The following is a 21,912-nucleotide window of genomic DNA, read 5'->3' as shown; positions in this document are numbered from 1 at the left end:
CCCCGATACGGCGACGGCCGGCGTGGCCGTTCACTTTTTCTCAAACTTGACACTCTTCAGACCATGACGACCCCTCAAGAACTCAAAGCGATTGTTTCCGAAGGCTTGCTGTCGTTCCCCGTGACCGACTTCGATGCGAACGGCGACTTCCGTGCCGACACCTACGCGGCGCGCCTCGAATGGCTCGCGCCGTACGGCGCAACGGCGCTGTTCGCCGCAGGCGGCACCGGCGAATTCTTTTCGCTGACCAAGAGCGACTACAGCAACGTGATACGGACTGCTACGGAAACCTGCAAGGGCAAGGTGCCGATCCTCGCCGGCGCAGGCGGCCCAACGCGGGTGGCGATCGAATATGCGCAGGAAGCCGAGCGGCTCGGCGCCAAAGGCGTGCTGCTGATGCCGCACTACCTGACCGAAGCGTCGCAGGAAGGCATTGCCGCGCATGTCGAGCAGGTGTGCAAGTCGGTGCAGAACATGGGCGTGATCGTTTATAACCGCGCCAATTCGAAGCTCAACGCCGACATGCTCGAGCGTCTGGCGGATAGCTGCCCGAACCTGATCGGCTTCAAGGACGGCGTGGGCGAGATCGAGGCGATGGTGACGATTCGCCGCCGGCTCGGCGATCGCTTTTCGTACCTCGGCGGCTTGCCCACCGCGGAAGTCTATGCGGCGGCGTATAAGGCGCTGGGCGTGCCGGTGTATTCGTCGGCGGTGTTCAACTTCATTCCGAAGACGGCAATGCAGTTTTATCGCGCGATTGCTGCCGACGACCATGCCACCGTGGGCAAACTGCTCGACGAGTTCTTCCTGCCGTATCTGGCGATTCGCAATCGACGCCAGGGTTACGCGGTGAGCATCGTCAAGGCGGGTGCGAAGCTGGTGGGCCGCGACGCCGGTCCGGTGCGCGCACCGCTTACGGACCTGACTGCAGAGGAACTGGCGCAACTGGACGTGCTGATCAAGAAGCTCGGCGCGCAGTAAGCTTCACGAATGTGGCGAGTGGCGGCGCGCGGGAGAGGCTCGTAGCGTGCCGCCGGGCTGGCTTCTGCCACGCCGCGCACGCTTTCAATGCATATAGGTGACGCGCCGCTCGCGGACCGTGAGCTCAAGTCCTGCCTCAAGCAGCGCGATCGCAAACCAGCGGACCACCTTCAGCACGACGCTCATCGCCTGTTGCGGTAGCCAGTCTTCAAGCAACCTGATCGCCTCGTCGCTGCGCATGCTCTGCAGCAGCGCGATGGATTGCAGCAGCATGGCTTCGTCTTTCGCAAGATCGCTGGCACAGCGGCAGCGCGTGTCGAGCGGCCGGCGCGTCACGCTCATGACCGAACGCATGAGCAAGTCGAACGAGACGAGACCATCGTGCGAAAGACCGGCCTCGGAGAGCGGTTCGCGCCAGCTTTCGCGCTTGCGCATGGCGTCGCACTGAGGACGCAGCCACATCCTGAGCGCGGAGAGGACGGTTTGCTCGGCCATGTCGGGGTGTTGTGCGAGAGACTCGTCGAGCAGTGAGTACGGCTGCTCCGATAAGCTAAGGAAAGGCATGGGACCTCCAGGCTGAAATGAACGCTGCGCCGGCGCGGGGCGCATAGAGAAGCGCGCACGGGGCGCGCAGCGATCGAGCTGTGTGCTACGACTATGACGCGTGCTGAAGGTCGACCCGCCGAGCCGCGCACGCGTTGGGTTCGTTCTTAATTCGCGGGTGACGGCTTCGACGACGGCCCGGTCCATTCCCGCACGTGGGCGCTGCGCTCGGGCCTGGCCACGGCACGTTGCGCCGCTTGCGGTGTGCCGACGAACAGGAAGCCGAGCAATCGTTCGGACGACTGAAAACCGAGCGCCGCGTGCATGGCTGTGTCGTAGCTGTCCGGACCAGTGGCCCAGAAGCCGCCGTAACCGAGCGCGTGGATCGCGTTCAGCATATTCATCGTCGCTGCGCCGACTGCCAGCAACTGCTCGACTTCGGGCACCGTCGACTCCTCGTCCACCGCCGCACCGAGCGCAATGATCACCGGTCCCGCTTGCGCTTTCCTCGCGCGATGCGCATGCGCGGCACGCGGCTCCCCCGGCGAGCGGGCGCACGCGATATCCACCAGTACCTCACCCAGCGCGACGCGTGCCTCGCCCCGCACGACGACGAAGCGCCACGGGCGCAGATTGCCGTGATCCGGCGCGCGCAGGGCGGCATCGAAGATCGACGCAAGGGCTGCGTCGTCAGGACCGGGGCTCGTCAACGGCCAGTGCGACTGACGCGACAACAGCGTGCTCAGCACGATGTCCGTGTGATCTTGCGGCTCTGGAGCGGTGGCACGGTCGGGCGAGGCAATAGCGAGAGGCGAATTCATGAGAGGCGGCATCACAGTGTTGGCATGACGCCAATGATGAGACAGATTGCTCGTTAATGCAAATGATTCTCATTTAAATATTTTGCCGATGAGGTTATGCGTATCGGCTCGCCGGACGGCTGGCTGGCAGGTGTGACGAAGGCCGCATGGGCCTAGGGGCGAGCTTTGCGGCCGCCAAAACTCCTTGACAAAGGGTAGCGCGCCCTCTAATTTACGCGTCTAAACACAAATGATTCTCATTTGCGCAACACCTTCACACCCGTTTCGATGCCGGCGAATGTGAGGACAGACCGGTCCGAAACGACGCGGGCCTGCTGCCGAGTCGAATCAGGCGAGCCGTGTGGCGGGCTCAGATGTGAATGATACTTATTCAAGCGATTCAACAATCTACAGCGGAGCGTTCAATGAGCTGGGGCGATGAAGACACAAATTTCCACGTAGTCGTCAATGACGAAGAGCAGTACTCGATCTGGCCGGACTACAAGGCGATTCCCGCAGGCTGGCGCGAAGCGGGCAAGTCCGGCAAGCGGGCCGAGTGCCTTGCATGGATCGATGAGGTCTGGACCGACATGCGTCCCTTGAGCCTTCGCAAGGCGATGGCCGAGGACGTAGCCCGAGAAACCGCGGCGCGCGCGGGATCGGCGGCCTGATCGATGACCGGATCCGTCGCGGTGCCTGCCGTGCCGATCGCATTGCAGCCGGTGCGCTTGTTCTGTCTGCCGCATGCGGGCGGTAACGCCATGCTGTATCGGCGCTGGGCGCAGCGTTTGCCGCGCGGCGTGCAGGTTGAGCCGCTGGAATTGCCGGGGCATGGCGCGCGTCGTGCGCTGCCCGCGCATACGGAATGGCCCGCGCTGGTCGACGCGTTGCTCGTCGACCTAGAGGGACGGCTCGACGGCGAGATGCCGTTTGCGGTGTTCGGCCACAGCATGGGCGCGCTGGTCGGGCTCGAACTGATCCACGCACTGCGCGAGCGTCATGGTCTCGTGCCGGTATGGTTCGGCGCCTCGGGTTCGGTTGCGCCGAGGCGCCGTAAGTGGGAGACACATTGGCTCGACTGCACGCACGACGCGATGGTCGACAGGCTGCGCGAACTCGGCGGCACGCCTGCGGAGCTGCTCGAGGACCGCGACTTTATCGACTTCGTGCTGCCGCTGTTGCGGGCCGACTTCCATCTTTGCGGCACCTATCGGCGCGAGTTGAATGACGAGACCGGCATTGCACAGACCTCGCCAAGGCTCACCGTTCGCTCGCCGCTCGACTGTCCGGTCGAAGTGTTCATGGGCCGCGACGACAGCGCCACCGCATGCGTCGAAGACGTCGCAGCCTGGCGTGAGGAAACGCGCGCCACGTGCGTGCTGCATCGTTTCGACGGCGGCCATTTCTATCTCGACGGCGCGCCCGAGCCTGTGCTCGCGCGTGTCGCCACCTCTCTTGCGGATGCGCTCGCGCAGTCGGCTCACGCTGCGCCGGCGCGTCTATCGAAGGCCGAAGCATGGATACATTGATCAGCGGTATCGACGAGGTGCTCAGCGAACAGGTGCTGGAGCAAAACGGCTCGCGCGTGCTGGTGCTGAGTCCGCAGGGCGCGCTCAATGTGGACGCGTGCCTGCCGCAGTTGCGGGAACGGGTTGCGCGCGCCAGGACGACCTATGGCGGCGTGCTGCTGCGCGGTTTCGATGCGCTCGGCGCCGCCGGTTTCGATCGACTCGTCACAAGCTTCGGGCAACCGCTGCTGACCTACGAATTCGGCTCGACACCGCGCAGCAAGGTCGAGAAAGGCGTGTATTCGTCGACCGAGTATCCGGCCGATCAATGGATCGATCAACATAATGAGCAATCCTACACGCTCAACTGGCCTGCCTCGATCTGGTTCTACTGCGACATCGCGGCGGAGCAGGGCGGCGCGACGCCGGTTGCCGATAGCCGGCTTGTCTACGAACGGCTCGACCCCGCGTTGCGCCGACATTTCGCCGAACGGCAGGTGATGTACGTGCGCAACTACGGTAACGGTCTCGATCTGCCGTGGGAGCAGGTGTTCGGCACCGGCGAGCGCGACCAGGTCGAACAGTATTGCCGTGCCAACCGGATCGACTATGAGTGGCTCGACGACGGCGAGGCGTTGCGTACGCGCCAGGTGTGCCAGTCGGAGTTGCGTCATCCGGTGACCGGCGAGACGGTGTGGTTCAACCAGGCGCATCTGTTTCATGTGTCGAACCTGCCGCCTGCGGTGCGCGAGGCGCTGCTGGAAGTTGTCGACGACGACCGTTTGCCACGCAATACGTTCTTCGGCGACGGCACACCGATCGACGCCGCGATGCTCGACGAAATCCGCGCGGTCTATCGCGAGACGATGTTGTCGTTCGCCTGGCAGGCCGCCGACACGCTGATCCTCGACAACCTGCTGATGTCGCATGGCCGCGCGCCGTTCGCCGGCAAGCGGCGCGTGCTGGTCGCAATGACGGCCTGAACCCCCTTCGGCTACGGCGCACATGAGTGCGCCGGCGGTCGGAAACCCTCTCGAATCAAGATCATTCATGAGTCAAACTGCAAGCGAAGCGTCGAAGGACCTGCTGTCGATTTCGAAGGCGTACGTTGCGTTGCCGCCGGAGAAGCGCGCGGCGTTCCGCGCGCGCCTGAAACAGCGCGGCATCGACCCCTCGCGCTTGCCGATTGTGCCGTTTCCGGGCGGCGAGCGTCGTTTTGCGCTCTCGCATGCGCAAGAGCGTTTGTGGTTTCTGTGGCGTCTCGATCCCGCGAGTGCCGCGTACAACGTCACCGGTGCGGTGCGTCTGCGCGGCCGGCTCGACGCGCGCGTGCTGCGCACGGCGCTCGACCGGGTGGTCGATGCGCACGAGAGTCTGCGGCAGCGTTTCGAAGAAGTCGACGGCGTGCCGTTCCAGATCGCAGGCGAGCGCCGGTACGGTTGGGATGAATTCGAGCTCGAGGGCGGCCGCGATCCGGAAGCGGCGCTCGACGCGCTGCTGGCTGGCCGCTCCGCGTTACCGTTCGATCTCGAGCACGGTCCGCTGTTGCGCGTGGCCTTGGTCCGTCGCGCGGCGGACGATCATGTGCTGCATATCGCCGTGCATCACATCGTTGCAGACGGTGTGTCGATTGATGTTTTTGTGGCTGAATTTACGGCTGCTTATCGTGCGTGTGTGGAAGAGGCGGAAGCGGGCGCGATTGATGGGGCACTGACCACAGGGGCTACCGGCACACCACCCGTGCAATACGGCGACTACGCGCAATGGCAGCGCGAATGGTTCGACGAGGATGCGCTCGAACGCCAGCTCGATTATTGGCGCGAACGCCTCGGTACCGAACATCCGGTGCTGGAGTTGCCGCATGCGCGCTCGCGCACCGGCATGCGCAGCGGTGCCGGCGCGCGCGTGACACGCGTGCTGCCGCCGGCGCTGCGTGCGACGTTGGGCCAGATCGGCGAGGCGGGCGATGCGACGCTCTTCATGGTGCTGCTCGCGGCGTACGACGTGTTGCTGGCCCGCTACAGCGGCCAGCGCGACATTCGCGTCGGCGTGCCGGTTGCCGGCCGCGATCGCACGGAGGTGACGCGGGCGATCGGCTTCTTCGTCAACACGCTGGTGGTGCGCACCGAATTCGCGGGCCTCGTGACGTTCGCCGACCTGCTGACCCAGGTGCGCGAGCGCGTGCTCGAAGCGCATGCCAGTGCCGAGCTGCCGTTCACCAAGGTAGTCGACGCGCTTCAGCCGCAGCGCAGCTTCGGCCACACGCCGCTGTTCCAGGCGATGTTCAACTACCTCGGCGCGGATCGCGACATGCCGCCGTTGCCGGGGCTCGACGTGTCCCATCATGAGATCGATACGCAGACCGCGCGTTTCGATCTGGTGCTGGCCGCGCGCGACCGCACGCACGGTCTTGAAGTCTCGCTGACCTACGCAGAGGATCTGTTCGACGGTTCGGTCATCGCACAGATGCTCGATCATTACGTTGGCTTGCTTGAGCAGATTGCGCGCGACGCGGCCGCGCCGCTAGGCTGCTTCGAACTGGTGCGCGAGATCCCTGCCATGCCCGCGCAAAAGACCTTCGAGCCGGTGCCTGCGCGCTTCGCGGCAAGCGTGGCGCGGCAGCCGCACGAGCTTGCTGTGCATTGCGAAGGGGAGCGCACGACGTATGCCGCACTCGACGCATGGGCCAACCGGATCGCGCGGCAACTCGCCGTTGCGGGCGTACGCGCGGATGAGCGGGTCGGTATCTGCATGACGCGTTCGATCGGTATGGTGGCGTCGCTGCTCGGCACGCTCAAATCTCCGGGCGCGTTCGTGCCGCTCGATCCCGCTTATCCGGCCGAGCGCCTCGCGCTGATGATGGACGACGCGAATGTGCGCGTGCTGCTGACCGATCGCGCGACACGTGAGCAATGTGGTGCGTTGTTCGCCGGTCGTACGGTGATCGATGTCCATGCGCTGGATGGCGGGACGGGCAAGGACACGAGCGCGAGCGCTACGCCGGCGCACTCGCCCCATCCCGAGCAACTGGCTTATGTGATCTACACCTCGGGATCGACAGGCCGGCCGAAGGGCGTCGCCATCACCCACGGTGCATTCGCTGCTCACCTCGACGACTTCATGGCGGCGCATCGCATCGATGCGAGCGACACGGTGCTGCAATCGTCGACGATCAACTTCGACGTCGCACTGCACGAACTGCTGCCCGCGTTGCTGCGCGGCGGCAAGGTCGAAATGCGCGGCCCCGAGGCGTGGGACATCGAGACGACGAGCCGGCATCTGATCGATGCACGCGTGACGTTCTCGCGCCTGCCCACGGCATACTGGCAACAATGGCTGCGCAACCCGCCGCCGGCAGACGCGCTTGCTGCACTGCGGCAGATCACGGTCGGCGGCGAGGGCTTGCCGGGCGACGCGCTTGCGCAATGGCGCGGCGGCCCACTCGGTCATATCGGCCTCGCGAATCTGTACGGTCCAACCGAAACGACGGTGGCGTGCATGTATCGCGCCACCACCGCCGACGACGCGTCGCAGCCGATCGTTTCGATTGGTGTGCCGTACGCTTCGCGCACGGCTCGCGTACTGGATAGCGACGGCAACGAGGCGCCGGTCGGCGCACTCGGCGAACTCTGTATTGGCGGCCATACGCTGGCGCGCGGCTATCTTGACCGGCCGGCTCTGACGGCCGAGCGTTTCGTTCCCGATCCGTCGCATCCTGGCGCACGCCTGTATCGCACTGGCGACCTGTGCCGTCGCCGTCCCGACGGCGCCATCGATTTCCTCGGGCGCCTCGACCAGCAGGTCAAGCTGCGTGGCCTGCGCATCGAACCGGGCGAAATCGAAGCGGCGCTGCGCCGCCGGCCAGGCGTCGCGGATGCCGTGGTAGTGCTTGCGAAGGATCTCGGCGCGCCGCGCCTGGTCGCCTACGTGGTCGCGAAAGACGGTATGACCGTGCAGAGCGCTTCGCTGCAGCAGGCCCTTGCGCAGCAGTTGCCGGCGCACATGGTGCCTTCGGCGATTGCGTTACTCGATGCGCTGCCGCTCATGCGCAACGGCAAGGTCGATCGAGCGGCACTTCCTGCAATCGATGCATCGGATAACGAACTACACATCGCACCGCGCAACGACGCCGAGCGCGTGTTGCTGGCCCTCTGGGAAGCGGTGCTCGGGCGTGAAGGCCTGGGCGTCGAAGACGACTTCTTTGCCGTAGGCGGCGATTCGATTCTGAGCTTGCAACTGATTGCCCGTGCTCGCTCGCAAGGCTGGTTGCTGACGCCGCGCCAGGTATTCGAGCATCCCACGGTGGCGCGCCTGGCTACGGTAATGCGTCCGCTGGAGGAAGGCGGCGCGGCGCTCGCAGAAGTGCGTGACGCATTGCCGTTGACGCCAATTCAGGCGTGGTTCTTTACGCGTTATCCGAACGGGGAGCCGCATTGGAACCAGTCGGTGTTGCTCGAAGTACGCGGCGAACTGGAGGTGGATGCGCTGGAGCGCGCGCTGAACGCGCTCGTCGCACGTCATGATGCCTTGCGTCTGCGTTTCGAGCGTCATCCGGATGGCTGGACGCAGCGCGTGCTGGCCGATGCGCCGCCGGGGCTGCTGAGTGTGGTCGATCTGCGGAACGCGGTAAGCGCGACGGTGGCGCCGGACACACCGGGCGATTGGCAAGCGGCGTTGGCGGAGCAAGGCCAGCTCGCACAACAAAGTCTCGATCCGCAGGCGGGTCGCCTCGTGAAGGCGATTTACTTCAAAGTACCTTCGACAATGAACGGTACAGCGCATGGCGCCGCGTCGGGGCGTCTGTTGCTGGTGATCCATCACCTCGCCGTCGACGGCGTGTCGTGGCGCATCCTGCTAGCCGATCTTCAGGAAGCCTATACAGCGACGCTCGCACGCAAAGTGCCGGCACTCGGCGCTAGCACACCGTGGAGCGTCTGGGTCGGCGCGCAGCGCAAGGCCGTGAACGAGAATCGGCTGACCGGTGCGTTGCATGCATGGCAGCATGTGCTGACCGGTTCGACGCCGGGACTGGCGGCGCCAAGCGGTACCGCCGCATCGAGCCACCGGATCGACTGGCGCCTCGACGCCGCAGCGACCGCCGCGCTACGCCGGGCCGCGCCGCGTGCATACCGTCTTGGTGTCGACGAACTGCTTCTGACCGCACTCACGCGTACGCTCGCCAACGCACTCGGCAGCCGCGGTGCGTTGCTCGCACTGGAAGGGCATGGCCGCGACCTGAACGAAAGCCACGGTTCGGACCTGAGCCGCACGGTCGGCTGGTTCACGTCTCGCTACCCGGTCTGGTTGCCCGCGCAACCAGATGACGCGCAAGCGCTGATCGCGACCAAAGAGCGTCTGCGCTCGCTCCCGGATGATGGCCTGTCATGGGGCTGGTTGCACGCCTACGGTACAGCGGCCCAGCGTGAAACGCTCGCGCAGTTCGGTGCGCCGCGCATCAGCTTCAACTATCTGGGCCAGTTCGATCAAAGCCTCGCCGCCGACGGCCCGTTCGGCTTTGCGAGCGAAGCGGCGGGCAATCCGCAACCGGACGACGAAAAGCTCGTCTACACGCTGGACATCAACGGCATGATCGTGGGCGACTGCCTGTCGCTCGGCTGGCGCTACGACCCTGCGGTGCTCGCGCAAGCGGACGTCGAAGCATGGCTGGCTGCTTTCGACCGCGAAGTCGCACGACTCGTCGCTCATTGTGCCGCGGCGACGCCGCGTGCAAGCGCGGCGGATTTCCCGCTCGCGCGGCTGAGTCAAGATGAACTCGATGCGCTCGACCTGCCGCTCGATACCATCGAAGACATCTACCCCGCGACGCCGCTGCAAACCGGGCTGATCTTCCACAGCCTGCTGGAACCGGGTGCTTACCTGAACCGCAAGCGCCTGACGCTGCGCGGCACGCTCGATCTCGACGCGATGCGCGCTGCGTGGCGCACCGTCGTTGCACGGCACGCGGTGCTGCGCACGCGTTTCGTGCGCGGTCATGGCGGCGCGATGCTGCAGGCCGTGTACGCGGAGGTGCCGGAGCCGTTTGCCGCGCACGACTGGAGCAGCCGTACTGACTACGAGTCAGCGTTTGCTCAATGGTTCGAGCTCGACGCACCGCAATTGATCGATCTGGACGCGGCGTGCCTGATGCATGTGGCGCTTTTCAAGCGGCCCGATGGTGCGCACGATCTGGCGTGGATCAATCATCACGCGCTGGCTGACGGCTGGAGCAATGCGCAACTGCTGGGCGAGCTGAGCCGCGCTTATCGGGCAGCGAGCTGCGGCGAGACGCCGCTGCTCGATCCGGTTGTGCCGTACCGGTCGTACCTCGAATGGTTGCGCGAGCAACCGGATGCGGGCGAATGGTGGCGCGCTCGACTCGCCCGCGTCGACCGTCCTGCGCTGCTGCTCGACAGTGTGCCGTCGTTGCCCGACAAGGCTTCGCGCGGCGTGCGGACGGGCAGCGCATTCCTCCATCGTGCGCAGACTCTCGACGCTGCGCTCGGCGCGGCGCTCGTGCAAGCCGCTCAAACGTATGGCGTGACGCTCAATACGCTGATCCAGGGTGCCTGGGCGCTGGTGCTGGCGCGCTATGGCAATCGCCGCCAGGTTGCGTTCGGCGTGACCGTCGCGGGGCGTCCGGCGGACCTGCCGGGTTCGGCCGCGATTCAAGGGCTGTTCATCAACAGCTTGCCGCTATGGGTCGACGTGCCCGCGCATCAACCGGTCGCGGAATGGTTGCGCGGGCTGCAGACGTACAACGTGGAACTGCGCCAGGCGGGGCACGCCCCTCTGTCGTCCATCCAGCAGTGGGCCGGCGCGGGCTTCGGCACCTTGTTCGATTCGCTGCTGGTGTTCGAGAACTTCCCGGTCGATCCTGCGTTGAACGACGGGTCGCTCGGCTTGAGCGTGGCGTCCTCGGAGTCTTTCGAGCGCACGCATTATCCGTTGACGCTGGGTGTGGTTCCGGGTGAGCGCATTGCGCTGGAGTGGAGTTGGGATGCGCAGCGTTTGCCGGAGGCGACGCTCGATGTATTGCAGCGCGCCTATGTGGACCTGCTCACACAGTTGACGCACGGCGAAACGCAAACCGCTACGCTCTCGCGCTTGCGCGTTGCCGGGCGGGATGCGGCGAGTGGTGCGGCAAGTGGGAGTGCGGCTCACGCCTATCGCTCCGTCGTCGAGCGTTTCGAGGCCGCGGTACGTGAGCACCCGGACGCTTTGGCGGTCCATTGTGACGGCGCGACGCTGAGTTATCGCGAACTAGACCAGTGGGCCAACCGGATCGCGCGCCGGCTCGCCACAGAAGGCGTGTGTCGCGAAGCACGCGTGGGTGTTTGCGTCGAGCGTTCGCCGGCGTTGATCGCGGCGTTGCTCGGCGTGCTGAAAGCGGGCGCCGCATACGTCCCGCTAGATCCGGCGTATCCGCGCGATCGTCTGCGCGACATGATCGACGATGCCAGGCTTGCGACGCTGCTGACCGACGCGAGCACTCATGCTGCGCATGCCGAACTGACTGCCTCGGTGCTGTGTGCAGAGATTCGGGTGGACCAGATCGCCACTACAGAGCCGGACTACGATCTCGGGTATCCGCTGCACCCCGCGCAACTCGCCTACGTGATCTATACGTCGGGCTCTACGGGCAAGCCGAAGGGTGTGGGTATCAACCATGGCGCGCTGAGCCTGCATCTGGACGACTTTATCGCCGAAAACGCCTTGAGCGCAGCGGACCGCGCGCTGCAATTCGCGACCGTCAATTTCGATGGGGCAGTGGAGCATATTTTTGCCACGCTGGCCGTGGGAGCCTCGCTCGAATTGCGCGGCCCGGTGTTGTGGAGCGGCGCAGAATTCAGCCGTGTACTGCGGGAACGCAATGTCACGGTTGCAGACTTGCCGACGGGGTACTGGAAGCAATGGGCGCAGCAACTCTCTGAGGACACCGCAGGATTCGCCTTGCGCCGCGTCACGGTGGGCGGCGAAGCGTTGCCCGGTAGTGCGGTTGCGCAATGGTTGACGGGACCGCTCAAGGACATCCCGTTGGTGAATACGTATGGCCCCACCGAGGCAACCGTGACCACGTCGGGGCAGACCGTTACCGTGGATCACGCTGCAAGTGTGGCCGTGTCGATCGGGTTGCCGTGGGCGTCGCGGACCTATCGCATTCTCGATGCCGACGGCGAGCCGGTGCCCGAAGGCGCACTGGGCGAACTATGCATCGGTGGCGCGACGCTGGCGCGCGGCTATCTCGACCGGCCCGCGCAGACAGCGGAGCGTTTCGTGCCCGATCCTTTTGGGCCGTCAGGCTCGCGTCTCTATCGCACCGGCGATCTGTGCCGCTGGCTTGCGGACGGCAGCGTAGCGTATCTGGGCCGCCTGGACGATCAGGTGAAGGTGCGCGGCTATCGCATCGAACTGGGTGAGATCGAACGCGCACTGAGCATGCAGCCTGGCGTGGCCGAAGCCGTGGCGATCGTGCGAGGCGATCAGGAAGCGAAGCGGCTGCTGGCTTATGTTGTTGCCGCAAGCGGGAAGGCCGCGCTTTCTGGCGCCGTGCTGCGCGAGGCGCTGGCCCGCACGCTGCCGGCGTATATGGTGCCGTCGGCGATCGTACCGCTCGACGTGCTGCCGACGCTGCCTAACGGCAAGCTTGATCGCAAGGCACTGCCGGATGTCGACGGGGATAATACGGATTACGTAGCACCTCAGACGGAGATGGAAACGCTGCTCGCGGGTATCTGGCAGTCGGTGCTCGGCATCGAACGGGTCGGCGCGCGTGACGACTTCTTTGCGCTCGGCGGCCACTCGCTGCTCGCGCTGCAAGTGGCCGCGCGGCTGCAACGTGCGCTTGGCCGCGAGATCGCGCTGCGTACGCTGTTCGATCATCCGGTGTTGAGCGCGCTTGCGGTTGCGCTCGATGACGTGATCGCAGAGAGTCCTAACAAACGTAGCCTAAAACCGGTCCGCCGCCTGCGTCGACGCGAGGTTCGGCCCACACATGGTCAGGAGCGCCTGTGGTTCCTCTGGCGTCTCGCGCCTGACAACCCGGCCTACCATCTGTCGCTGGCCGTGAAGGTCGATGGCGCACTTGACGCTTCCGCATTGCGCTTGGCGCTTGCCAGCGTCGTGCGCCGTCACGAGATGCTGCATAGCCGCTTCGAGGAGCGTGACGGTGCGCCCTGGATGATCGTGGACGAGCATCTCGATTGTGAATGGTCCGAGGCGGCATTCCCGGATATCAGCGATACCGCACACCCGTCGCTCACGGCGTGGCTGCGCGACGGCGCGGCGAAACCGTTCGACCTCGCACGCGGCCCGGTGCTGCGCGCGCAACTCGCGCGCCTTGGCGACGGCTCGCATGTGTTTGGGCTGGTGGTGCATCACATCGCCGCCGACGGTTGGTCGATGAACCTGCTGATCGACGAACTGCTGACCGCCTACGCGGCGCATCGCAGCGGCCAGGTGCCTGCATTCGCGCCGTTGCCCGTGCAGTACGCGGATTTCGCCGTCTGGCAGCGCGAGACGCTTGATGCCGCGGCGCTCGACCGGCAGCTCGACTACTGGCGCACATGCCTCGGCGACGAACAGCCGCTGCTGGAATTGCCGGCGGATCGCCCGCGGCCGGCGCTGCGCAGTGCACAAGGCGGGCAGGTCGAAGGCGTGCTAGATCAGCCGCTTGCCGATGCGCTGCAAGGTTTCGCACGCCGTCGCGATGCGACCGTGTTTATGACGTTGCTCGCAGCATTCCACGCGCTGCTGCATCGCTATGGCGGCCAGCGCGATATCCGCGTGGGGATTCCGTTGTCGGGTCGCGAGCCGCTGGAGATCGAGCCGTTGATCGGCTTCTTCGTCAATACGGCGGTGATTCGTGCCGACCTCACGGGCGCATTGCCGTTCGATGCGTTGCTGGCGCAAGTCAAGCAACGGGTACTCGAGGCGCAGGCGAATCAGGACGTGCCGTTCGCGCAGATCGTCGACGCTCTGCAGCCAACGCGTGCGGCCAATCACACGCCGTTGTTCCAGGCGATGTTCAATCTGGATGTTCCCGCAGGACCGCTCGATCGGCATGCCGGTACCGCATTGCGATTGCAACCGCTGGGCGGTCAGCGTACGGCTGCGCAGTTCGATTTGACACTGAGCGTGTCGATTGCGGATCGGGTGAACCTGTCGTTCAGCTATGCGGCCGACCTGTTCGAACGCGCGACGGTCGAGCGTCTGTTGCGCGACTACGTGGGCGTGTTGACGCAACTCGTGCAGGAGGACATAGCGCCGAAGACACCGCGCTTGCGCGACTTTGTACTGGAAGCGCGGCCTGTCGCGCAGCGCGGCGCGAGTGAGCCGTTTGCGTCGTCCGCGCGGTTTGTGTCCGTGCACGCACGCATCGCGGAGCAGGCGCGCCGCTCGCCCGATGCGATCGCGTTACGTTGTGATGGCGCGACGCTTAGCTATCGGCAACTGGATGAGCGCGCCGCTCAGCTCGCGCAGCGCCTGATTCGTCGTGGCGTGAGTGCGGAAGGGCGTGTCGGCGTCTGCGTGACGCGTTCGCTGCAAATGGTGGTGGCGGTACTCGCGGTGATGAAGGCGGGCGCGGCATACGTACCGCTCGATCCGGGTTATCCGGCCGCGCATCTGGGCGGCATGATCGACGATGCGATGCTCGCTTGCACGCTGGTCGACGCAGCGGGACGCCAGCGGTTGGAAGAAATCGCAGGGGAGCATGTGTTCGTCGATGTCGATGTTGAAGTCTCGAGTGCGGGACAGGACAGCAAACAGAGCGCGGAAGACTTCCCGCTCACACCGGTTCGCGCGGATCAACTCGCCTACGTGATCTACACCTCGGGTTCGACAGGCAAGCCAAAGGGCGTCGCGGTTGCTCACGGTGCGCTAAGCCGTCTTCTCGACAGCATGCAGTCTCGTCTCACACTGGGCGCCGATGACGTCTGGCTCGCCGTGACCACGCTGTCCTTCGATATCGCCGCGCTCGAGCTCTATCTGCCGTTGCTTGCGGGCGCAACGATCGAGCTGGCGACGCGCGAAGCCGTCGCGGACGGTCGACGCCTCGCGGCGCTCCTCGACACGTCGAAGGCGAGCGTCATGCAGGCGACGCCGATGGGCTGGCGCGTTCTGCTCGACGGTGGCTGGCAAGGCCAACGAAACGGCAGTACGCCGTTGCGCGCATTGTCCGGTGGCGAAGCACTGCCCGCGGATCTCGCCGACGCACTGCAGACGCGCGGCGTGCAGCTATGGAACATGTACGGCCCGACCGAAACGACGATCTGGTCGAGCGCGGCGCGGCTTGATGTAGGCACGCCGATTACGCTTGGCGCCCCGCTCGAACACACGACGCTGATGGTGCTCGACGCGGACGGCAATCCGGTGCCGGACAACGGAATCGGCGAGCTGTGCATCGGCGGGGACAATCTCGCACGCGGTTATACGCGGCGCGCCGGACTGACCGCCGAGCGTTTCGTGCCGGACCCGCACGGCGCGCCCGGGGCACGCCTGTACCGCACCGGCGACTTGTGCCGTGTGCGCAGCCACGGCCCGCTCGAGTATCTCGGTCGTGCCGATCAACAGGTCAAGCTGCGAGGCTTCCGGATCGAGCTGGGCGAAACCGAAGCGGCGCTGCGCGCGCTCGACGGTGTCGCCGACGCGGTATGCCAGATTCAGGGCGAGGGCACGGCGCGCCGGCTTGTCGCATTCATCACCGGTGAAGCCGATCCGGCCGCACTGCGTGCCTTGCTCGCGAGCCGCCTGCCGGCTCAACAGATCCCCGCGCAGATCGCACGTCTTGAAGCGTTGCCGCTGACGTCGAACGGCAAGCTGAATCGCAAGGCATTGCCGTTGCTCACGCCAGGCGCAACGGAAGCGTATCGGCCACCCGTCACCGCCACGCAAATCCTCCTGTGCCGCATCTGGACGGAGGTGCTGGGCGCTGCGCAGGTCGGGATAGACGACGATTTCTTCGCGCTCGGCGGTCATTCGTTGCTGGCGGTACGGGTGGCGGCGCGCGTCGGCGAAGCGCTTGGCCGCAAGATCGAACTGGCGTTGCTGTTCGCGCATCCGGTTCTCGCCGATCTTGCCGCGCAACTCGATAGCGTAGCTGCCACGCAAGGCGATGGGCCGGATGCGCTCGATGCGCTGCAGGATCTGATGGATTCCTTATGAACGACTGGCTTGCGGGAATCTCGGTCCGCGCCTGTACGCGGCTTGCATTGCAGAAGAACAGGAAACGATGAACGTGACGGACCAAACTTCGGCGCAACCTTTCTCCGTGTCTGACGAGGCGGCTGCACTCACCGCGGCAGCGGCTACCGCAACCGCTGCCACCTACACCGCAGCGCCGCCCGCCGCTCGCCGACCCGACGCATTACGGCTCGCGCAGCAGTACGCGGCCCTGCCCGAAGACAAGCGGGCGCTGTTTCGCGCGCGTGCGCGCGCCCAGGGGCTCGGTGCGGACGCGTTGCCCGTAGTGCCGCTCGTACCGCGCCCAGCGCGCTTTCCGTTGCTGTTCGCGCAGGAGCGTCTGTGGTTTTTGTGGTGCCTCGATCCGCACCACGCGGGCTATCACATCACGCATACGTTGCGACTATCCGGCACTTTCAATGTCGCCGCGCTTCAGGATGCATTGGCGCAACTGGTGCAGCGTCACGAAGCGCTGCGGCTGCGCTTCGATGCGAACGACGGCGTGCCGATGCAATACCCGGCCGCCGACGCCGGCTACGGCTTTGTGCAGCAGACGATCGCGGACAATGGCGCATCGCTCGATGAGGCGCTGCACGATTTCGCGTGTGAACCGTTCGATCTCGTCAATGGGCCGGTGCTGCGGGTTGGCGTGTTCGAGACCGGCCACGACCAGCGCGTGCTGCAGGTAGTGGTGCACCACATCGTCGCCGATGCCTGGTCCATGGACGTGTTGTTTCGCGATCTGCTCGCGCTGTATCACGGTGCGCGCAATCTTCCGGCGTTGCCGGTGCAACTGGCGGACGTCGCATTGTGGCAGCGCGAATGGGCGGCCAACGATTTGCTCGAAGGGCAGATTGGCTATTGGCGCGAGCGGCTCGCGGGCGCACCGGCGGCACTCACGTTGCCGCGCGACGTGCCGCCACGCGCGACGCGTTCGCACGACGGCGGCCTTGTCCGGCTGTCGATTCCGGCTGCGCTGGCCGAGTCGTTGCGTACGATTGCACGCAGCCAGCGCACGACGCTCTTCACGCTGCTGCTCGCCGTGTTCGACGTATTGCTGTGCCGCTATTCGGGGCAACGTACGGTGGTGGTCGGCGTGCCCACCGCGGGACGCGGTCGTACTGAACTGGAGGGGCTGGTCGGGTTCCTCGTCAACACGCTGATCGTGCGGGCCGATCTGGACGGCGCGCAACCGTTCGACGCGTTGCTGCGCGGCCTGCATGACCGCGTGCTCGAAGCGCAGGCCCATCAGGACGTGCCGTTCGCGCGGCTTGTCGAGGCGCTCGCTGTCGAGCGCAATCTCGACAGCTCGCCGCTGTTTCAGGTGATGTTCGATCTGGCGGCGGATACCGTGCAGGCCCAGCCTGCCGCGCTGGCTGGTGACGATGGTCTCGCGGTCGAATCGATGCCCGACGTTGCGCCCACCGCGCGTTTCGATCTCGCGCTGAACACGCGGGATCGCGGAACGGGTGGTGCATTGCAATTTGCGTTGACCTATTCGCGCGACCGCTTTGTCGAGACGACAGCGCAACGCTTGCTGGACGACTATGTCGAGCTGCTCGAACAGGTCGCTGCGCAACCCGAGCGCAGGATCGGCGATCTGGCGGTACGACGTGGCGGCTCAGAGGCCGTGCGCGACGACGCGGGCGATAACGTAGGCAGCAAACCGCACGACATCGCACGCGGTCCGTTCCGCGCGGCGCACGAGCGTGTCGCCGAGCGTGCCCGGCAATGTCCGGCGCGCGTCGCCTTGCGTTGCGAGGGCGAGCAGTTGACCTACGCAGACCTCGACGCATGGGCGCAGCGCATCGCGCTCGCGCTGCGTGCGGACGGTCTCGTTTCCGGCGAATGCGTGGGCCTGCTGCTGGAACGTTCGCCGGCACTGCCCGCAGCGCTCCTCGGCGTCTTCAAGGCGGGCGGGGCGTTCGTGCCGCTCGATCCGGACTATCCGCAGGCGCGTCTGCAGGCGATGATCGTCGATGCCGGCGTGACGCGAGTGATCGTCGACGAGGCTACGCGCAACGATTGGCGCGATTTGCTCGCGCCGCTGCGTACGGTGCTTGCCGCGGCGGTGCGGCACGATGCGACGCCCGCCGTGCACGCAAGCGATGAACCAGATTCCGGCGATGGAACACGCGGTCAAGACGTTCCCACTAGCAACGATCAAACCAGCGCACCCGCATGGCCCGTGCACCCCGACGCGCTCGCCTACGTGATCTACACCTCGGGGTCGACCGGCACGCCGAAAGGCGTGGCGATTTCGCATCGCTCGCTTGCTCTGCATCTGGACGACTTCCTGCACGACCACCGCATCGCCGAGTCCGATATCGTGCTGCAGTCCTCAACGATCAACTTCGACGTCGCGTTGCATGAACTGTTGCCTGCGCTGATAGCGGGCGGCCGTGTTGTGATGCGTGGTCCGCAGCCATGGGAACTGGCATCGCTGAACCGCACGCTATGCGACGAACGCGTGACGTTCGCGCGGATTCCAACGGCGCTATGGCAGCAGTGGCGTATCGCGCTGCCGCCGGCAGAAGATATCGCGCTGCGGCAGATCACGGTCGGCGGCGAGGCCTTGCCTGGGGATGCCTTGCAGCGCTGGTACGAAGGCCCGCTCGCGAACGTCGCAATCGACAATCTGTATGGCCCGACCGAAACCACCGTGGCGGCACTGCATCATCCTGTTGGGCGCGCTGACGCGAACCACGCGATCGTCGCAATTGGCCGCTGCTATCCGGCGCGTCACGCTTATGTCGCGGATCTCGACGGCAATCGCGCTCCCGACGGAGCGTTGGGCGAGCTGTGCATCGGCGGCGCAACGCTTGCGCAAGGCTATCTGGCGCGGCCGGGGTTGACGGCCGAACGCTTCGTACCCGATCCGTACGGTGCGCCCGGCTCGCGCGTCTATCGTAGCGGCGACCTGTGTCGCGCGCGTGTCGACGGCACCATCGATTTTCTGGGTCGGATCGATCAGCAGGTGAAGCTGCGTGGGCATCGTATCGAACTCGGCGAGATCGAGGTGGCGTTGCGGCGTATTGCGCAGGTTCGCGAGGCTGTTGTCGAACTGCGCGGGGAAGGGGAACGCAAACGCCTCGTTGCCTATTTCACCGGTTCTGCCGATCCGGACGCGGTACGCGAAGAACTGGTGCACACCCTGCCGGCTTCGCATGTGCCGTCGCTGTGCATGGCGCTCGATGCATTACCGACGCTGCCTAACGGCAAGCTCGACCGTCGCGCGCTGCCCGAACCGGACGACACGCTGCAGGGCACCGCGGTGGCGCCCGCGGGGGCCGTCGAAACGGCGCTGCTGGCTGTCTGGCAGACCGTGCTCGGGCGCGCGGACTTCGGCGTGACCGATAACTTCTTTACGCTCGGTGGCGATTCGATTTCGAGCCTGCGCGTGATTGCCCAGGCGCGTGCCGCGGGCTGGACGGTTTCGCCACGCCAGGTGTTCGAGCATCCTACGGTGCAGGGCCTTGCGCGAATGGCGCAGACTAGTGTTGAACCCGCAGAGGGTGCACCTGCCGCAAGTGTAGCGTTCGACGTGCCGCTTGCGCCGATGCAACGGTGGTTCTTCGAGCGCTATCCGGATGCGCCGGCACGTTGGAATCAATCGGTACTGCTGCGCAGTGCCGAGGCGCTTGACGTTGACGCGTTGCGTACTGCGTTTGCGGCGGTGCTGGCCGTTCATGATGCGTTGCGCGCGAGCTTCCGGCGCGACCCGCAGACGGGTGAATGGACGCAGACGATTTTGCCGCCGGCGTCGACGATCGGCGGTGAGTCTGCATCTGCAGTGGCATTCAATACAGCTAACGAAGCCGACGTATTACGTATCCTGGACCTGCGAGCCGCTGCCGATCCGGCCGCCGCTATCGAGGCGCTCGCGGACAGCGTGCACGACAGTCTCGATCTCGCCGGCGGCAAGCTGCTTCGCGCGGCCTACGTGATGACGCCGGACGGCGCACGACTGCTGGTCGTCGTGCATCATCTGGTGGTTGACGGTGTGTCGTGGCGCATCCTGCTCGACGATTTGCTGAGCGCTTATGAATCAGCCTGCGCTTCCGGCGCACAGGCGGTACAGTCCCGTTCCGGCACGGCATGGAGCGAATGGACCCAACGTCTTGCTGAATACGCGAACCTGCCGGAGCATCTGAGCGAACTCGCCTGGTGGCAGGCTCAGCTGGAAGCGCCTGTGAGCGCGGTTGCAGCGGCTGATCTCACGACCTGCGCACAAAATATGCAGCGTCCCACCTTGCATCGCACCTGGACGCTCGACGCGCAGACCACGCGCCGTTTGACGGACACCGGTCGCCGCATCGACGAGGTGCTGCTGGCCTCGCTCACGCAGGCCTTTGCCGGGCATGCGCCGCAGGTGCCCGTGATCGTCGAACTCGAGGGACACGGCCGTCGCGAGTGCGCGCCTGGACTCGAACTGAGCCGCACGGTGGGGTGGTTTACCACGCAGTATCCGTTGCGTTTGACTGCCGCGCCGCAGATCGAGACGACCCGCCGCGAGATCGCGGCACTTCTGCGCAACGTGCCGGCGGAGGGCATGCATTTCAACCTGTTCCGCTACGGTGGATCCGCGTCGACACGTGCCGTGCTGAACGCATTGCCGCGCACGACCATTGGTTTCAATTACCTCGGACGGTTCGAAGAAAGACTGAGCGAAGGCCGCTTCACATTCGCAACGGAGGATAGCGGCAACGGCGCTGGCGCGAGCGTGGCCACCGGGCCGCGTCACATGCTGGATCTGAATGGCCTCGTTGCGAACGGCTGCCTGAAAGTCGAGTGGAGCGTGGCGCAAGAGGTGTTCGATGTGCCGCAGCTTGAGCGGCTAATGGCCGCGTTCGACGAACATGTGCGGGCGCTGGCGGATCCCGTGGAGCACTTTACTGACGTCGCGCACCTGCGAGCGTCGCCCGACAAGACGGATGAGGCAGCGCGACAGCATCTCTACGACGGGTTGACTGTCTCCGCGCGTGCGCCCGCTCCGACAACCGACGCCGCGCAATCCGGCGCGTTCGAATTGTGGCGGCAGCGCTTTTACAGCGAGGCATTATTGTGCCCACCGTACACTGCGGCCGGCGACGCGGACGTCCAGCCGCTGAACGCGAGCGGCGCGCCGCTGACGCTCTTCTGCTTCTACTCGGGTTTTGGACTCGTTGGCGAATACCGCTTTCTTGCCGCCGCGCTACAAGGCATCGCCAGCGTGCTCGCATTGCGTTCGCCTGGTTTCGCGCGCGACGCGGGCGACGTTCGTCATGACCGGCCCGCTGACTTCGAGTCGCTTGCGCAAGCCTGTGTCGAGCGAGTGTTGAAAGCGCAGCCCACGGGACCGTTCCGGCTGCTGGGCTGGTCTTTCGGCGGCCGGCTCGCCGCGACGGTCGCCGCGCAACTGCGCGCACGCGGTCACGTGGTGGACTTTCTCGGGCTGCTCGATACCGCGACACACACCGCCGAGGCGCATGAAGATGAAGGCGGCGAGCAAGCCGGCTTGTCCGCGTGGCTCGACCGGCAGGCGGACGGCGTGCAACTGCGGACCTTGTTCGAGCGCGCGGCCGAACTGGATGCCATGCACTACCGGCTGCGCGTGGCTCACACGTTGCCGACCCTCGACGTGCCGATCACGTTCTGGCGCGCCGCCCGCGATACCGTGGCGGGACGCGAACGCGACTGGCGCGCACATACAAGCGCGGCTGTCGAAGAGGTGCGGATCGATGCAAGCCATACCGGAATCGTGCTTCATCCGGCGTTGCACGATAGCGTGAGGGAGCGTCTGGAAAGGCTGCGGAATCCGCAGTCGCAATTGCAGCACACACAACACGCGCAGCAACCGCTCGGCGCAGCGGCGCCGCAACCCGGCGCTGCCTGCACGCAGGATGGTTAACCTCACCCCA

Annotated in this window: 8 protein-coding genes; 6 read left to right on the top strand and 2 right to left on the bottom strand. The window is 65.6% G+C overall.

Features of this window, described 5'->3' with window-relative positions:
- Nucleotides 1-63 precede the first annotated feature (63 nt).
- Complete coding sequence (kdgD, locus tag P3T42_RS30990) at nt 64-981, top strand: 5-dehydro-4-deoxyglucarate dehydratase (protein ID WP_074296485.1); 918 nt, start codon at nt 64-66, stop codon at nt 979-981.
- 84 nt (nt 982-1,065) lie between these two features.
- Here the strand turns inward: kdgD and P3T42_RS30985 are convergent, their stop codons facing one another.
- Both P3T42_RS30985 and P3T42_RS30980 read right to left on the bottom strand, forming a co-directional pair.
- A complete protein-coding gene (locus P3T42_RS30985; protein WP_429308207.1) occupies nt 1,066-1,545 on the bottom strand; it encodes a hypothetical protein in 480 nt (159 codons plus the stop codon).
- Nucleotides 1,546-1,691: 146 nt separating this feature from the next.
- The gene (locus tag P3T42_RS30980; RefSeq protein ID WP_429308206.1) at nt 1,692-2,345 is read right to left on the bottom strand and encodes a nitroreductase family protein; all 654 of its coding nucleotides are present in this window, start codon (nt 2,343-2,345) and stop codon (nt 1,692-1,694) included.
- A 404-nt stretch (nt 2,346-2,749) separates the two neighbouring features.
- Between P3T42_RS30980 and P3T42_RS30975 the strand changes: the two genes are divergently transcribed.
- The 5 genes from P3T42_RS30975 (at nt 2,750) to P3T42_RS30955 (ending at nt 21,902) form a co-directional block, all read left to right on the top strand.
- Nucleotides 2,750-2,995 carry an MbtH family protein gene (locus P3T42_RS30975; protein ID WP_074296482.1) on the top strand — a complete coding sequence of 82 codons (246 nt, stop codon included), beginning with the start codon at nt 2,750-2,752 and terminating at the stop codon, nt 2,993-2,995.
- A 3-nt stretch (nt 2,996-2,998) separates the two neighbouring features.
- On the top strand, nt 2,999-3,853 hold the full coding sequence (locus P3T42_RS30970; protein ID WP_429308205.1) for a thioesterase II family protein: 855 nt from the start codon (nt 2,999-3,001) through the stop codon (nt 3,851-3,853).
- On the top strand, nt 3,841-4,815 hold the full coding sequence (locus P3T42_RS30965; protein WP_429308204.1) for a TauD/TfdA family dioxygenase: 975 nt from the start codon (nt 3,841-3,843) through the stop codon (nt 4,813-4,815). Before P3T42_RS30970 ends, P3T42_RS30965 begins: the two co-directional genes overlap by 13 nt.
- 67 nt (nt 4,816-4,882) lie before the next feature.
- The gene (locus tag P3T42_RS30960) at nt 4,883-15,994 is read left to right on the top strand and encodes an amino acid adenylation domain-containing protein (RefSeq protein ID WP_429308203.1); all 11,112 of its coding nucleotides are present in this window, start codon (nt 4,883-4,885) and stop codon (nt 15,992-15,994) included.
- Nucleotides 15,995-16,067: 73 nt separating this feature from the next.
- On the top strand, nt 16,068-21,902 hold the full coding sequence (locus P3T42_RS30955; RefSeq protein ID WP_429308202.1) for an amino acid adenylation domain-containing protein: 5,835 nt from the start codon (nt 16,068-16,070) through the stop codon (nt 21,900-21,902).
- The last annotated feature ends 10 nt before the right edge of the window (nt 21,903-21,912 follow it).

Origin of the sequence: Paraburkholderia sp. GAS38 (assembly GCF_050434965.1) — a bacterium.
Taxonomy (GTDB): domain Bacteria; phylum Pseudomonadota; class Gammaproteobacteria; order Burkholderiales; family Burkholderiaceae; genus Paraburkholderia; species Paraburkholderia phenazinium_A.
The sequence above is the reverse complement of the archived record's forward strand: the minus strand, read 5'-3'. Positions and strand labels throughout refer to the sequence as shown.